This is a genomic window from Streptomyces sp. NPDC089424 (assembly GCF_044749345.1).
Taxonomy (GTDB): Bacteria; Actinomycetota; Actinomycetes; order Streptomycetales; family Streptomycetaceae; genus Streptomyces.
In genome coordinates this window covers 120,325-135,673 of sequence record NZ_JBIVHU010000002.1, presented here as the reverse complement: position 1 = coordinate 135,673, position 15,349 = coordinate 120,325, and the positions used below count along the sequence as shown (strand labels likewise).

The window sequence follows — 15,349 nt, the reverse complement described above, 5'->3', positions numbered from 1 at the left end:
GATACGCCGCCACGAACTCACCGATCGGGAGTGGGAGTTACTCGCTCCACTCATACAGCGGGCCGCCACGGGCCGGCCGCGGGTGGAGGACCGGCAGATCATCAACGGGATGGTCTACAAGATCCGCACCGGGATTTCCTGGCGTGACCTGCCGGAACGCTACGGCCCATGGAAAACGGTCTACACCCGCTTCCGCCGCTACGCGCTGGAAGGCATGTTCACTCGAGCTCTCCAGCAAGTCCAGGCCTATGCGGATGAGGTCGGCGACATCAACTGGCTCGTCCAGATCGACTCGACCGTCGTCCGCGCCCATCAGCACGCCGCCACCGGCCGAAAAGGGGGATCCACCGGCCGGACGAACCGGACGATCACGCCCTCGGCCGATCCCGAGGAGGCCTGACCACCAAAATCCATCTTGCATGCGACGGCAAGGGACGCCCGCTCGCGATCCTGCTGACACCCGGCCAACGCCACGACAGCGTCTACGCCCGCCCTCTCCTGGAACGCATCCGCGTCCCGCGCACCGGCCTCGGCCGACCTCGATGCAAACCCGACCAGGTCATCGCCGACAAGGCCTACAGCTCCCGCGGGTTCCGCGCCTACCTGCGCAAACGCGGCATCGCGTGCACCATCCCGGAGAAGGCCGACCAAATGCAACACCGCCGCAGCCGCGGGCGCCGCGGCGGCCGCCCACCCGCATTCGACCGCCAGATCTACCGCCGACGCAACATCGTTGAGCGCTGTTTCAACCGACTCAAGGGCTTCCGCGGCATCGCCACCAGATACGACAAGACCGCCACCTCCTACGAAGCAGCGGTCAATCTCGCGTCATTCCTGCTCTGGGCAAGATCAGTTTGAAGACGGACCCTAGTACAGATCAAGAAGGACGTCAGCAACTGAACGTGACGCACGCGGCAATCTCCATGGGCAAGGAAAACGCAGAGTAGGTCTGCGCAGAGCACCCTCCCCACAGGTCGAATCACTTTGCGTCCTCAAGTCCACATCCCCTGCTGGATGCAGAGATCAATCGCACAAGACGGGCGTCGCCCTGCTTACCGACGGCACTGCCCCGACTGCCGGACCGACCTGTCCCGGCAGCACCCCGGTCTGCTCACGGCGCTGTTCAAGCGCCGTACCTGACCACCAGACACCCCACGGACCGGGCCGAAAAAGGTCCGTGGGGTGTCCGGGCCTCGGGGGGTGAGGAGTCCCCAGCACCGGTCAGGATGCGGGACCCGGGCAGATGCACCATGTGGCACGCCCGGGGCCCCACACGCGCAATACGGGGAGATGCGCTATGTCCTCAACGAGGACGCGCCGGTGGAGGTTACCCGTCTTGTAGCTCAGGGGGGCCTGCTTCAGGCCGGGCGTTCGGTGGTGAGGGTGATGCGGCCGTCTGTCCAGGCGGGTAGGCGCCGGGCGAGTTTCTTCAGTGACGGGCCCCGTACGTGGTGCAGATGTACCACGAGTCTCGTGCCGAACAGCGCTTGGAAGTGGGCCCCGAGGCCCCGTCCAGTGCCGGTGAACATTTCGTGGGCCGGGACGTCGGGCTGTGGTGGTTCGTTGATCCGGTACACGCACAGGGCCTGTCGGTCCGGGACCGGTCCAGGGAGTACGGCGACTGCTCGGACCGCTGGCCAGCCCAGTTTGATCACGGGCACGTATCCAAATGCCTGGTGGTACGCGACTCCTTCCGGATGGAAACGGACAGCCGGGTCGTTGGGGCGGGCCGGTGTGGGCCCGCCCATGTACGCGCGGATCGTGGTCAGCAGCGTGCTTCCGGGCCGGTAGAAGAGTGACTGCCGGTAGAGCTCTCGGTAGTGCGATGACTCGTGACCCACCTCGCGGCTCCTTCACAGGCTCGTTCGTAGGGCTGATAGTCGCAGCAGCTGCGCGCTGGCGGTACGTGCCGGAACGAGTCGCTTGTGATCCCGCTCCAGCGGCAGGCGTCCGTGGCCAGGCAGCGTGGCATCCGCCACGACGACGCGCCTGCAGAAGATGGCCGGCTCTGCCCCGACTGCCGGATCGACCTGCCCCGGCAATACCCCAGGCTGCTCACAGCGCTCTTCAAGCGCCTCACCTGAACATCAGACGCCCCCACAGAGGCCGGGCCGGAAAGCCCCTGAGGGGATTGTCGGCCCCGGGGTGAGGAGTCCGCCGGGACCGGTCAGGATGCGGGCCCGGGCCCCCGCTCGCGCTCGGGGAGGTGCGCGATGTCCTCAACGAGGACTGTGCCGGGGAGGTCACCCATTTCATACCAGGCCAGAGGCTCGTTGGGCCATCAGGCCGAAGGTGCGCCGTTCGCGAAGCCGTCTTTGTGACCTGTGCGCGAATCGCTGGCAGATGCGTCATCGCCTTCTTCGTCGAGCGGTGATCCCGTGGCTGGCGAAGAGAACGATCCCCAGGACGGCGAGGCCTATCCCGGCGTGTCCGACAAGTTCGCCTTGGGCTTCGTTCTGCTTCTCCTCGTCGTAGCTGACGCTTCCGCCGCCGCTGAAGCTTGCGCACCACTGGCCTGGTCTCATCGGGCTGCCGTCGCACTCGACGGCGTTGCCGTTCAAAACCGCCTCGGCGTTGATGAAGAACATGACCGTGCCGACGATGAACAGAACGTAGGCCAAGACCTGGAGCCATCGACGAGACGCCATCCCTCACCAGCCTGCCGCGAATCGCATGGCTGACGATCGTCGTGCATCCGAGGTTCAAAGCAAGCGTCGTGCGCAGCAGGGGCCCGGGTGCGCTACCAGCGGGCCGAGGCGGAGGTGATAGCGCAATCGGGCGCGAGCGAGGTTATGGAGAGGGGTTCGCCTTGAGTGAAAACGGTCCGGCCTCGGCCACACCGTGCCGTGAGACGACGCTGGCTCCGGAAGGGGTTGACTCCGATGTTCGAGGAGTGCGGGTATTCGCTGTGAATTATCTAGCAGCGCTAGATGCGCAAAGTGGCGCAGATTGCTGCTCTGGAACGGACTCCCGCCAGGCCAGGAGGCGCTGGCTTTCTCCGATGCCCACGTCGGGGACGTCCTGCGACAGGCCGCCAAGGCCGGGCTCAAGCCCCGCAGCGATGCCGAACTGCTGCCGGTGCTCATCGGCTTGGTGGCCTCCAAGACGCCGGTGGGCGCCTAGGCCGTGTATCGAAAGTGGATCTTGGACTGTGGATGATCACGGTTCATGGGTCGGGGAGATCTCACGGACGAGCAGTGGGCGGTGCTGGAGCCGTTGTTGCCGAAGGGGGCCAGGGCAGGGCGGCCGCCCGTCTGGCCTCGGCGGCAGTTGATCGACGGCATACGGTTCCGGGTCCGGACCGGTGTTCCATGGCGGGACATCCCCGTCGAGTACGGACCGTGGAGCCGGATCTACGACCTGTTCCGCCGGTGGCAGCGGAACGGCACGTGGCAGCGGATCCTCACCCGGCTCCAGTCCCTGGCCGACGCGAAGGGTGCCATCACGTGGGACCTGAGCGTCGACTCCACGGTGTGCCGCGCCCATCAGCATGCGGCCGGGGCTCGCAAGCAAGGCGACCTGCAGAAAGAACCACCAGGTGGCGTCTTCACCGAGCCCCGTGATCATGGGCTAGGCAGGTCGCGCGGTGGGTTCACCACCAAGCTGCACCTGGCCGTCGAGCAGGGTCAGAAGCCCATGTCGATCGTGGTGACGGCAGGGCAGCGTGGGGACTCGCCGCAGTTCGAACCGGTGCTGGAGAAGGTCCGTGTGCCCCGCATCGGGCCGGGCCGGCCACGCGTCCGCCCCCAACGGGTGCGTGCAGACAAGGCGTACGCCTCCCGCAGAAACCGCGCCTACCTGCGCCGCCGGGGGATCCGCTGCACCATCCCGGACAAGGCCGACCAGGCGCGCAACCGCCGAAGGCTCGGCTCCCGCGGCGGCCGACCGCCGCATTTCGACCCGGTCGACTACCGCGAGCGCCATGCGGTCGAGTGCGGGATCAACCGCCTCAAGAGACACCGCGCTGTCGCCACGCGATACGACAAGCTCGCCGTCCGCTACGAGGCGACCGTGCTGATCGCAGCTCTCAATGTGATGAGGGTGGCGCGGCCGGGTTCACCAGCCGTCGCCGATGTCGAAGTTGGCGGCGATCGGCATCCCGTCGTCCGCAAGCACCACCACGAGGTAGCCGTCGGCCCCGGTCAGCCCGATGTAGAGCCGTTCGGCCAGCTCCGAACTCGCGACGTTCTCGGACCGTGAGATCACGGTGAGTATCGCGGGCACCTGGTCCAGCGCTCCCGAGCCTGGTTCGCGCGGGCCGGAGTACAGGGAAGCGCTCAGGTCGTTGTTGTCGAACCAGTAGGTGTATCCGTCGTGGTCGTCGGGCGTGATCGTGCCACCGTCGAACGGTGTTCCCAGGATGCGGGAGACGTCCGCCCACAGGCGGTCGCCGAATTCTCCGCTCCGGAAGCCGTCCGGCTGCGCGGGCCCGACATAGAAGTCGAAGTCCTTCTTGTAACCGTCGTACTGCGCGAAATCTGTCATAGGAATCTCTCTTCAGGTTGCCATGGACGGCGGGGAGCCGCCGCCCGCCGAGGCGGGCGGCGGCTCCCCGTTCCGGAGGACCGGCCTAGAAGTCCTCGTTGATCATGAAGTCTCTGCCGATGATCACGACACGCTCCAGATGCCCCTTGTGGGAGAACTGCCTGAGGCCGTCCTTGGCGGCGTCCTCACTCATTCCGCCGGGCCGCAGGTCCACGTAGGCGACGTCCACCTGCTGATGTCTGTCCGCCTTCTCCAGGTGCTTCTTGAGTCCGTCACTGCGATGGCTCGTCATCGACTTGAAGTCGGCCCGCTTGTCGTCGACCCAGGCGTCACCCGCGTGCGGCGCCTTCTGGTCGTCGTTCCGGGACATCACCTTATGCCCCATGATCGCCAGCGTCAGGGCCAGCTGGAATTCGTCCGGCTTGTCGAATCCGAATTCGCTGGCACCCTTCTTGGTGTTCTTGCGCTTCCAGGACTCGTCGATCCGCTCCATGACCTCTTCGGCTTCGTCGCGGTCCATGCCGCCCGTCAGCCAGTCCTTCAGGTCGTCGCCGAGGTTGAACGCTCCGCAGCCGTCCCGCGCGCCACGGCGGCACATGTCCTCGTTCATCTCCTCGACCATCTCGTCGATGGGGTTGGAGAGGTCCCACTTCCCGTCGAGGATCTGATTCACCCGTTCCTTGCGGAGCATCGCCGCGATCTCGTGGTTGGTGAAGAGGATCTCCTCGATGCTCCGCGAGTACCGCGACGCGCCCGGCGGGGCGCTGCCGGAGCGGCCGTCCTTGTAGACGTACGAGGTGCCCGCGGCGCTGCTGTTTTTCCTGGGCTTCCAGCCCTTGGCGTTGCGCTCCGCCTCGGTGTCCGGGATACCGCCCGTGCAGGAGATCTCACCGGTGTGGCACTCGGGCACGCCGAGTCCGGACGGGTCGGCGACGGTCGTCGGGTTATTGTTCGCGTATCCGTAGCCGTTGAGCGACTGGTGCTGGTCTGGCATCAGCAGCGGGTCGACGCTGATGAACTGACCCGTGGAGGTGTCGTACGCGCGGGCGCCGACCTGGGTGAGGCCGGTGGAGCTGTCGGCGCTCTTGCCGAGGAAGCCCTTGTCGTCCGGCCAGGTACCGACCGCGCTGCCGCGGACCGCGCCGAAGGGCGTGGTGTACCGCTTGCTCAGCGCCTGAGTGCTGTCGCTGCTGACGGAGACGGTGCTGGTGCCGTGGTGGTCACCCGAGAGATAGTGCACCTTCTCGGTGCCGGAGGCGTTGCTGCGCACCGCGATGTTGGCCCCGCCCACCGCGTAGTAGCGGTTGGCCCACTTCTTGCCGCTCTTTAGGTGCACCTCGGTGGCTCCGAGGTACAGCACGGTCTCGCCGTCCGTCGCGGTGCTGCGGCGGATGAGGAGGGTGCCGTCGGCGTCGTACAGGTAGTCGGTGGCCGCGGTGCCCTCGGTGAGCCTGCTCAGCCTCCCCTCGGGGTTCCAGAGCAGGGACTGCTTGGTGGCGGACCCCGCGGACTCCACACGGTTCTCGGTGTTGCCGGCCGCGTCGTAGGAGTACTGGGCGGTTGCCGCCGGGTCGCACGTCGCCGCGGTCGTGGTCGACTTCAGGGCGTGCTTGCGGGCGGGGTCGTAGCAGTAGGTGGTGGTGATGGGGGTCGGGACCGCCGTGTTGCGGGTCTCGGTCTGGCGCTGGCCGGACGCGGTGTAGGTGTAGCTGGTCCAGTACGGGGCCGCGCCGCCGAGGTTGGGGACGGTGCGGCCGGTCGTGGAGCAGTCGGCCGTCTTCGGCGTCCAGGCCTCGCTCAGGCGCTTCTGGCCGTCGTAGGCAAAGCACTGGAAGTCGGGGCCGGCACCGATGTCGGCGCGGTCGTGGATGGCGGTGACGTTGCCGGTCTGGTCGTAGCGGTACTCCAGGTCCTGGACCGGGCCGCGGGTCTGGTCGTCGATGGCCGACGTCACCAGCCGGCCGGTGCCCGCTTCGTAGGTGCGCGAGATGAAGACACGCTTGGCCGTGGTGGATGTGCCGAGCTGGTACTGGTGGACCTGTCCGAGCGCCGAGTAGTCCACGCCCAGCAGATAGCCGCTGATGCCGGACTGCTGCACGGGCAGGCCCGCGTCGTTGTACAGGGTCTCGACCGTCTCGGCGGCCAGTCCGCCGGCCGCGGGCTCCTTGGTGTTGTTGACGTTGCCGTCGAGCCGGTAGGCCGTGCCGAAGGTGAGCGTGTTCTGCGGGACCGCGCCCGAGGTGACCAGCGGGTCGTTCGCCGGCAGGGTCAGCGTGGTGCTGGTCGGCCGGTTCAGGCTGTCGTAGGCGTCGACGGACTTGCTGTACGCCTTGCTGTTGACCTGGCCGACTCCGTTCTCGTAGCGCACGGACTGGTCGACGTAGCCCTTGAGCAGGCTGTCGTACGTCCAGGCGGCGAGCTTGTTGGCGTCGGTGCGGCTGGTGTGCCACAGCCCGGTCTTGCGGCCCAGCTCGTCGTAGCCGTAGTAGAGGTACTGGTTCTTGGCGTCCTTGGTGTGGTCGACCTGGTCGAGGACGGTGTACTTGGTGGTCGTCGTGCCCTTGTCGGGGTCGGTCGCGGTGACCTGGCGGCCACCGAGGTCGTAGGTGTACGACCACACCGATCCGTCGGGGCCGGTGACCGTCTTCTGCTTGCCGTCCAGCGTGTAGGTGTAGCCGACCTTCGTGTACGAGGTGGCCTGGGCGGCGCCGTACTCGGTGTCGTTCGGATTCGGGCCCGAGTAGGTGCGGGTCTCCTTGGTCCGGCCGAGCACGTCGGTGATCATGCGGGACGCCGTGCCGCCCTCGAGAGCGCTGGTCGCCACCGAGTCACCGGTGTACGTCGTCGTGGTGTCCCACTTCTGGACGCCCCACGAAGACAGCGTCGTCTTCACCGCGCGCCCGGCGCCGTCGTAGACGGTGTCGTTCTGCTTGGGCGACTGCGCGTACTCCACTCCGGTGTACGTGCTGCTCGGCGCGCTACTGTTGTCGTAGGCGTCGTTTTGCGTGGTGACGGCCAGGCTGCGGGAGTCGTAGCGGGTGTCGCTGAGGACCCGCCCGCCGCCGGCCGCGGCCGGGACCTGCGTCTGGATCGGGCGCAGCAGCGAGTCGTACAGGGCGTACGAAGTGCGGTAGGTGGTGCCGTCCGCCTGGAGCTTGGCGACCGAGTTCCACGACGGCTTGGTCTGACTGACGCCGTAGTCGTAGCGGGCGTTCGGTGTGTCGCCCGCGGCCTTCGACCGGTTGGAGAGCCAGGTCGCGGTGAGCCGGCCCAGCGCGTCACGGGTGTGCTCGGTGCGCTTGAGGTTGGCATCGAGGGTGTACGTGACCGTGCCTCGCGCCGGGTCGAAGTAGGTGTACGACTTGTGCGTCTGGCCGTTGGACGCGAGCTTCGGGTAGGTGACGATGATGCCGGTCACCGGTCCGCCGTTGGCCGGGTAGTAGGCGGTGCTGGTCGCGGTGCCGGCGGCGTCGACCACCTTGAGCGGGCGGCCGAGTTTCGCGGTCGCGGTGTCGAAGGTGGTGGCGGTGACGGTCTGCCAGGACGTCGTGCCGGGGTTGCGGTCGGCGGTGCCGCTGGCGGCCGGGTAGCCCTTGGGCTGGCCTGTCCAGGTGGGAAGGCCGAGCGTCGGCGTCTGGTCGGCCTTCCAGCCGGTCGCCGCGGGGTCGTCGAAGACGACGGCGGCGTCGGACAGCACGTCGCCGCGGGTCTCGGCGTCGGCGGGCAGGGACAGCTTGTCGTCGGTGTCCGCGCACTGCTTGGCGACGGTGCGGGTCCGGGAGATCAGCGAGGTGAGGCCCTTGGCGTCGCTGCGCGCGTACCAGGTACGCGAGCAGCTCTCGTCGCCGGTCGCCGACCAGTCGCCGTGGTTCTCGCTGTGGGTGACCATGCCATACGTGTCGTCGTACGTGGTGGAGGTGGCCGTGGTCCGCCACTTCTGGCCGGCCGTCAGCCAGGTCCGCTCGTAGCTGCGAGCCGTGCGCACGAAGTACGCCTTGGTGTGCGCGTACGACTTCTGCTGGCTCGCGGTCTGCTTGGACCAGAAGTTGTTGACGGTGAACGCGATCGGCGTAGCGCCGTCGTAGGTGATCTGCTGGCGCAACTGCCCCGAGTACTGGTCGGAGTCGGTGGCCGCGGAGAGGGTGACGCCCGGCATGGTGACCGGGTCGACGCTCGCTGCGCGGGTGGTGCCGTCCGCCAGCTTGTCGCCGTTCATGCCCTGCATGAACAGCTTGACCGCCTTCGAGCGGACGGTGCCGACCTCACCGGTGTAGGCGGTGACCTTCCGGTAGCCGCGCCACTCGGACCAGGTGCGCTCCTTCTCCTTGGTGAAAGGATCGTCGTTGTAGTGCCAGGCCGGGGTGTCGTACTCGTAGCTGTACTCGACCGCCGGGTTCTTGGCGGCGGTGTCGCTGGAGGAGACCGCCGTGACCCGGTACTTGTGGAACCAGTCCAGCGCCGGATCGCCGCCGTTGATGGCCCAGTACACCGGGTAGCAGGACGTGGTGTTCTTGTCCGGCGAGGCCGGCATGCTGCTGCCGCGCACACACTCCGGGTGGGACAAGTCCACGGTCGTGACGGCGCCGGTCTCCGAGGTGATGGTGGAGACGCGGGGCCGGGTCAGCGGAAGGATGTCGCCGCCGCCGGGCTGGGTGCCGCCGTCGACGCGGTTGGGCCGCTGCTGGTAGGTGAAGCCGATCTCCGGCAGGGACTCGGCCGTACCGTTGAGGCCAGTGCGCTTGAGCGCGGTGAGGGTGAGGACTTGGTCGGAGCTGTTGCCGATGTCCTGGCCGTCGAAGAAGGCCTGAGTCAGGGCGAAGGAGTCGACCGGCTTGAAGGCATCCGGCTCGGCGGCCGTGGACCACCAGTGGGTGTGGATCTCGGTGAGGCGCTTGCGGGTGAAGAAGGCGGGGCCGCTGGACAGGCAGTCCGTCTCGGAAGCCGAGCAGATCGAGTCGAAGGGCACGTCCGGCCAGTTGGCGGCAGTGTCCTTGGTGAGCGACTCGCACGAGGAGGCCGTGCAGCGCTCCTTATAGTCGAAGGTGACCTTCGCGGAGGGCACACCGGTGAACAGGGCGTCCGCGCGCTGTCCGTAGCGGATCTCAGTCGGATAGCCGCCGCGGACGTAGGAGGCGAGGGCCGTCTTGTCGCCGTTTTTGGCGTAGTGGTTGCTCTCCTTGGTGTACCAGTATGTCGTCGCGTTGCCGTGGACGTCCTGCACGAGGTCGAGGTTCCAGCGCCAGGCCTGGGTCTTGGCGCGGCCGGAGTAGCCGGTGCCCGAGGAGTAGCCGGGTTCGCCGCTGTCGTCGCCGAAGACGGGGACGGTCCAGGTGGAGTCGGTGCGCTCGGCGCCAGCGCCGGGCAGCATGTTCAGGCCGAAGGTGTACGTCGTGCCGTCGCCGGTGACGACCCTCCAGTACTCGCCCTTGCCGTCGCCCTTGCCACTGACGATGTCGTCGCCTTCGTCGCCGTTGTTCGCGCCGACCTCATGGAAAACCTGGGAGGCGTCGTCGTTCTTCAGCCGCCACTTGCCGGAGGTGTCGTCCTTGACCAGCTCGTTGGCGACGCCGTTGAGCACGAGCGAGGCGTTCTCGTACTTCCAGCACAGGTCGTGCTTGTCGGTCTGCCCGTCGTCCTCGCACGAGCCGTACTTGCGCTCGACGTAGGACTCGGTGAGGGAGAAGCCCTCACCGACCTGGGAGCCCTGGTTGTTGGTGTTGGCGGTGCGGCCATCGATGGAGCCGGAGTCGTACGCGAGCGTCAGCGGCGGTACCGGGCCGGCCGGTGCCGGCGGCAGGTTTACCGGGTACGACCAGGAGAAGGAGCCGGACGACTCGCCCGCCTGCCACGCCGAGGAGGCGGACAGCGGCGTAGCGGCGAAGTCGCCGGCGCCGGCCGGCGAGGTGGTGCCGGACTCGGCCGCGAGGGCCATCACCGTCGGCGTGCTGCTGGCGGCGAGGGCTGTGCGGGCCGTCACGGTCTGCGCGCTCGCGTCGTTGTCGGACGCCACCGGTGTGGTGGTGCGGCACTCAGCCTTCTCCGGAGTGGTGAGCACGCACGCGGGCAGCTTCACCAGGCCGAGCCGGGTCGCCCAGTTGCCACCGACCGCGGAGCCGAAGCCGCTGTAGTCGACCGTCAGCCGGGCGGTGCCGCGGCGCTCGGTCCCCACGGTGAACAGCACGCCGGTGATCCCGGCTCGCTCCGTGGCCCGCCGGTCCAGGATGCGCACGGTCGCCACCCCGGAGGGCCGCTTGGCGCTGGCCTTCGGATCGGCGGTGACGTCCACGACGGCGTCGGCGGACCGCTGCGCCAGGGAGTCCCGCGTGGTTCCGGCGGCCGGCCAGGAGATACGGCGCTCCTCGCGCGCTTCGGTGATCAGGCGCTGGTTGGCCTTCTCGTCCCGGGTGACCCGCTTGCGGGCGTTCTTCGCGCCCAGTCCGGTGACGGGGTGGACCTTGCTGACCCGGGTGTCGGCGGAGTCGGGGGCGCCGGGGCGGTCTGCTGCGATGGCCACGCCGGTGGGCACCACCGGGGCGGCGAGCAATGCGAGGAGGAGAGCACCGACCACCGGCCGTCGGCCGGTGCGGTTCCCTCCCCTCGGCGAACGTGGTCTGAACACGGTCTGCTTTCTGGTGGGAGGTGGAGAAAGGGGGTGTGGCAGGTGGAGAAGAAAGGGGGTGAGAAGGAGAAGGGGCGCGGGCTGTGCGTCCCGCGCCCCTGCCTCAGGGATGAGGTCGGCCGGCCTCGACGGCCGTGATCAGTCGCCGACCACGGCCGACTTGTGGTGGGCGCTCTGCACGGCGCCCGCCCACAGGCGGATGTGGTTGACGCGGCCCGGCACGTGGTTGCCCCACGCGCTGTTCAGCCAGCCCTTGCCGACTGCCGCGCCGCCGCTGCTCGCGGTCGCGGTGAAGGCGGTGGGTTCGCCCTGGCGGTCGATGAGGAAGAGGGAGATCTGCCGGGTGTGGGCGTCGTAGGCGCCGGTCAGCTCGACCTCGGTGCCGAGCACGGCCACCTCGTCGCTGCGCACCGACACCCCGGACCCGTCCGCGCTGAGCCGGCCGAAGTGCCAGCGGCCGAGCGCCCAGGTCTCAAACAGCGGCTCGCCGGTCGTCTCGTCGATAACGGGGTCGCCGTTCTCGTCCAGGACCTCGTGGCCGGTGGTGTCGACGCCGGTCTTCTCGAACCACAGGCCCCAGGAGGACCCTGTCGCCGTGCGCTGGCCGAGGATCTGGGCGCGGTAGCCGTCCGGTTTGTCCTTGAGCGCGGCCCCGTCGACCCTCGTCTCCACGGCCACCGTAAAGGAGCCGGTGGCGTCGACGAGCGGCGCGCCGAACTCGGCTCCGCCGGAGCCGTCCAGGACGACGGACTCGCCGTCCAGCTTGGCGCCGCTGCCGAGGGTGAGCGTGGGGCCGTAGTTGCTGGTGGTGTCCTGGAGGGTGGTGCCGGATGCGCCGTCGGCCTTTAGGTCGGCCACCAGTTCCAGGTGCGGCAGACCGGTGCCGTTGGCGCCGTCGAGCAGCCGGGCCTCGTCAGCGACCTCCTCGGCGGACTTGGCCGCCTGCCAGAGGGTGACCTCGTCGATCTCACCGATGAAGGCGTCGGCGTAGGCGCCCTTGTACTTGACCCGGCCGATCTGGAACGCACCGCCCGCCGGCCAATTCGAGGTGATCGTGTCGGTGCCCTGGAGCTGTCCGTTCACGTACAGCGACAGGACGTTCCTGTCGTGGTCGACGGTCACGGCGAGGTGTGTCCAGGAGCCCACCTGGGCGGGGTCCTTGGCGTTGACACGCTGGTTGCTGAGCGAGGTACTGACGACGTCTGCGTCGGCCAGGCGCACGCACCACGTCTGCACGTCCTCGCAGTAGCTGAGGAAGAAGGGGCTGTAGTAGGTGCCGTCCTGGCCGGCGACGGTGAGGTTGCGGCCGGTGGCGCCGAGGCGGACCCAGGTCGCCACGGTGTACGCGGCGGCCGTCTGGAGGACCGGCTTCGTGGTCGCGGCGTAGCCCGAGTCGGACATCTTCAGCGCCTGGTCCGGGCCCATGACCGCGGGTGTGGTGTCGGTCGCGGGCTGCTTGACGATCTCGCCGCGGCGTCCATTCGGGGTGCGCACGGCTCCGGACAGGGTCAGGTCGTCGCGCAGGGAGCTGTCGGTGGTGGAGGTGTCGACGGCGGCGCCGCCTGACTCGTCGAAGTTCCAGTGGGCAACGGGCTTGGGGCCCTCGCTGACCAGGAACCGGACGATCTGCTCGTCGCCGCCGAGCGGGTAGGCGGTGGACTTGGCCTGGACGTGCAGCAGGTAGGTGCCGGAGGACGGCGGGGTGAAAGTCGCCTTGTAGGTGGAGCCGGCCTTCCACTCGGACCAGGCGGCGTCGGTGGACAGCCGGAAGCGGTAGCCGTTGTTGGTGCTGGTCTCGCCCGGGGCCGGACCGAACACCGCGGTGCCCGCGGTGCCGGGGCCGCCGGCGGCGAGGCAGTTACCGCCCGACACGCACTCGCTGTACGTGGTCCAGGAAGTGATGCTCGGCTTCTGCGGTGCCTTGCTGTCCACGCGGAAGTAGCAGAAGGGGCTGGCCGAACTCGTCAGGTTGCTCTGGTCGCTGTTGTAGTAGGACTTGGTGAAGGCCTGGTAGCGGTAGAGCTTGCCGTCCTCCAGGGCGGTGTCCCAGTCCTTCGTCTGCGCCGGGAAGCCCTTCAGCGTGCTGCTGTACGCGGCGAAGCCGCTGGTCGGCTTGTACGAGGTAGTGCTTGGCTCGGGCGCGTCGGACCAGGTGGTGCCATTCTTGACGTCGACGTCGAAGTAGATCCGCAGCCGGGCCCCGGACTCACCGCCGGCGGCCGTCTCCGGGGTTGCCAGGAGGTCGGGCCTGGGGTCGGTGATGGTGCTCGGGGACGACTCGGTCTTGCTGCACACCCGCCCGGCGCCGGCCTTGACGCCGTACTCGGTGGGGGTGGCAGGCTTGCTGACGTAATCGACCGTGAGGACGGCGTCGTCGTCGAAGCGCTTCCAGGAGACGGTGTCGGACTCGTCCTTGGCCATGAGCATCAGTGTCAGCCGCGGGAACGAGCCGTTGGCGAAGGAGCGGACGGTCGGGGTGAGGTTCTCGTCCGTCTCCTCGGGATTGTCGGCGAACCGGATCGGCGCCTTGGGCTGCGAGGGCGAGCAGGCGTCGCCGCGGCCGGCGGAGACATGGCGGTCGCCCATCTGGTCCAGCTTGGTCGGGCCGGGCCACTTGCTGGACGAGGAGATGTTGTTGGTGCGCTCCAGGTCGACCCAGCGCGCGTCGCAGGAAAAGGACCAGGTCTCGGTGACCCGGAACTCGGCGTCGAGGACATGCTTGCCCTTGAGCTTGTCGGGGGCGAACTCGAAGTACATGCGGTTCACATAGCCGTTGCCGCAGTAGTACGAGATGCCGCCGATCACGGCGGAGCCGCACTTGCCGACGCTCATGCCGTTGGTGCCGCCGGAGAAGTTGTAGAAGACATCGCCGTCGGAGGAAAGCACCGTGCGCTCGGACTCGTTCAGCTCGACCGAAGGGTCGATGTACAGCGGGAGTTCGTCCGCGGCGGTGTCGGTGAGGAGCGCGTCGTCTGGGGTGACGTGGAGCGCGTTGCTGTCGAGGACGACGTCCATCATGGCCGATTTGTCGCCGGGACCGGGGCCGTCGAGCGGGTCCGCCTGGTCCGGGCCGGTCACCGGCACCAGGGCGGGCTCGGCGTCGAGCGGGTGCGCGCCGGCGGTCTGCGCCGACGGGCCGTCGGCGGCGGAGGTCTGCCCGCTGTCGCCCGCGGAGTTCCACATCTGGGCGCTCGGCGAACGGAAGACGACCTGCCCGTTGCCGTCGACGGCTTCCATGGTGCCGGCGGCGCCCGCCCGTACGGAGAGCCCGTCTGTGTCCAGGCCGTAGCTGATAGTGCGCAGTTCGGGCGCGGCGGCGGCCTCCAGCGTCTCTACCTCCAGGACTTGGCGGAAGCCTTCGGAGGTAGCCGTCAGGATGAGGTTGACGTCGGGCCGGACGTTCTCGTAGACGGCGCGGTTGCCGTCCAGGCGTGGCTCGGGCAGTGTGCCAGCCCAGCCCAGGGAGACCGACCGGCCCGCCTCGCCGATGGTCACGAGGCCTTCTCCGGAGCCACCGCCGGAGAAGGTCACCTCCACGGCGGCGGCCCGCGGGGCAACCGAGCCGTCCGCGCGCTTCTCCAGCGTGGCGTCGGGCTCGGTCCAGCCGCCGTTCGCGGTGGCGACCCGGACCGGGACGATCGACTTCTCCAGGGTGAACGTGCTGCCATCGGGGTTGGCGAACACGGTGTCACGCTCGGTGCGCTCCCCGGTCACCTCCACGCGTTCGCCGCTCGCCTCGGCCCGGGCTAGCGCCTCTTCGGAGGGGGACAGTGCGGTGGAGGCTTCCGACGGAGCAGCGCTTGCCGGGCCGATGGTGAGTGGCAGGCCCGGAACGGCCGTCAGCGCTAGCGCCAGCACGACTCCGATTCCCGTCAAGCGCGCTGCGCGTCGTCGGATCGGTGTCATGAGGGTCTCCGTGTGAGCGTGGACATGAGCTGCACCATTTCGTGAGGACGCCCACACCGTGGGCGGAACGAGGAAGAAACCAGCACTTACGTTCGAATGCGAGGGAGGTCGAAACGACTTCTGCTCGCGAAGTCGAGCGTCAGTCGAAGGCAGGTACCGAGAACGTCAGACGGCGGCGAGGGTGACGGCCCGCCGACCGGACGGCGAAGGCGGAACGCGGTCGGTCAGGTCACCGATGACGGTGACGTCCGATCCGGCCCCTTTGCAATGTATGAACAATGAGCACCCCCCGTGCCGCACCCCACCCCTGAAGTGCTCGCAGGCAGCGTACATGGCGTT

General features: G+C 68.3%; 6 protein-coding genes and 1 pseudogene. 3 read left to right on the top strand and 4 right to left on the bottom strand.

The window, feature by feature from the left end; translation table 11 throughout:
• The first annotated feature begins 1 nt into the window (after window position 1).
• Window positions 2–858 (top strand): IS5 family transposase gene (locus ACIP2X_RS08195; RefSeq protein ID WP_401672237.1). Its coding sequence is split into 2 segments (ribosomal slippage): window positions 2–365 and window positions 365–858, totalling 858 coding nucleotides; the frame shifts between segments, so codons are not numbered across the junction.
• 1,490 nt (window positions 859–2,348) lie between these two features.
• Here ACIP2X_RS08195 and ACIP2X_RS08190 read toward each other — a convergent pair.
• A complete protein-coding gene (locus ACIP2X_RS08190) occupies window positions 2,349–2,621 on the bottom strand; it encodes a hypothetical protein (protein WP_401669191.1) in 273 nt (90 codons plus the stop codon).
• A 328-nt stretch (window positions 2,622–2,949) separates the two neighbouring features.
• Here ACIP2X_RS08190 and ACIP2X_RS08185 point away from each other — a divergent pair, with 328 nt between their 5' ends.
• Together ACIP2X_RS08185 and ACIP2X_RS08180 are read left to right on the top strand one after the other, a co-directional pair.
• Window positions 2,950–3,123 (top strand): hypothetical protein, encoded by a 174-nt coding sequence (locus tag ACIP2X_RS08185; protein WP_401669188.1) that lies wholly within the window; start codon window positions 2,950–2,952, stop codon window positions 3,121–3,123.
• A 45-nt stretch (window positions 3,124–3,168) separates the two neighbouring features.
• Window positions 3,169–4,035, top strand: a pseudogene (locus ACIP2X_RS08180) (IS5 family transposase); the annotation flags it as partial.
• A 21-nt stretch (window positions 4,036–4,056) separates the two neighbouring features.
• Here ACIP2X_RS08180 and ACIP2X_RS08175 read toward each other — a convergent pair.
• The 3 genes from ACIP2X_RS08175 to ACIP2X_RS08165 all read right to left on the bottom strand — a co-directional run bounded on the left by ACIP2X_RS08175 (window position 4,057) and on the right by ACIP2X_RS08165 (window position 14,824).
• Entirely contained in the window at window positions 4,057–4,485 is a 429-nt protein-coding gene (locus tag ACIP2X_RS08175) for a hypothetical protein (RefSeq protein WP_401669185.1), read from the bottom strand.
• 85 nt (window positions 4,486–4,570) lie between these two features.
• Window positions 4,571–10,999: an RHS repeat-associated core domain-containing protein gene (locus tag ACIP2X_RS08170; protein ID WP_401669183.1), complete on the bottom strand. Its 6,429-nt coding sequence runs from the start codon at window positions 10,997–10,999 to the stop codon at window positions 4,571–4,573.
• A 243-nt stretch (window positions 11,000–11,242) separates the two neighbouring features.
• Entirely contained in the window at window positions 11,243–14,824 is a 3,582-nt protein-coding gene (locus ACIP2X_RS08165; RefSeq protein WP_401669180.1) for a LamG-like jellyroll fold domain-containing protein, read from the bottom strand.
• Between the last annotated feature and the right edge of the window lie 525 nt (window positions 14,825–15,349).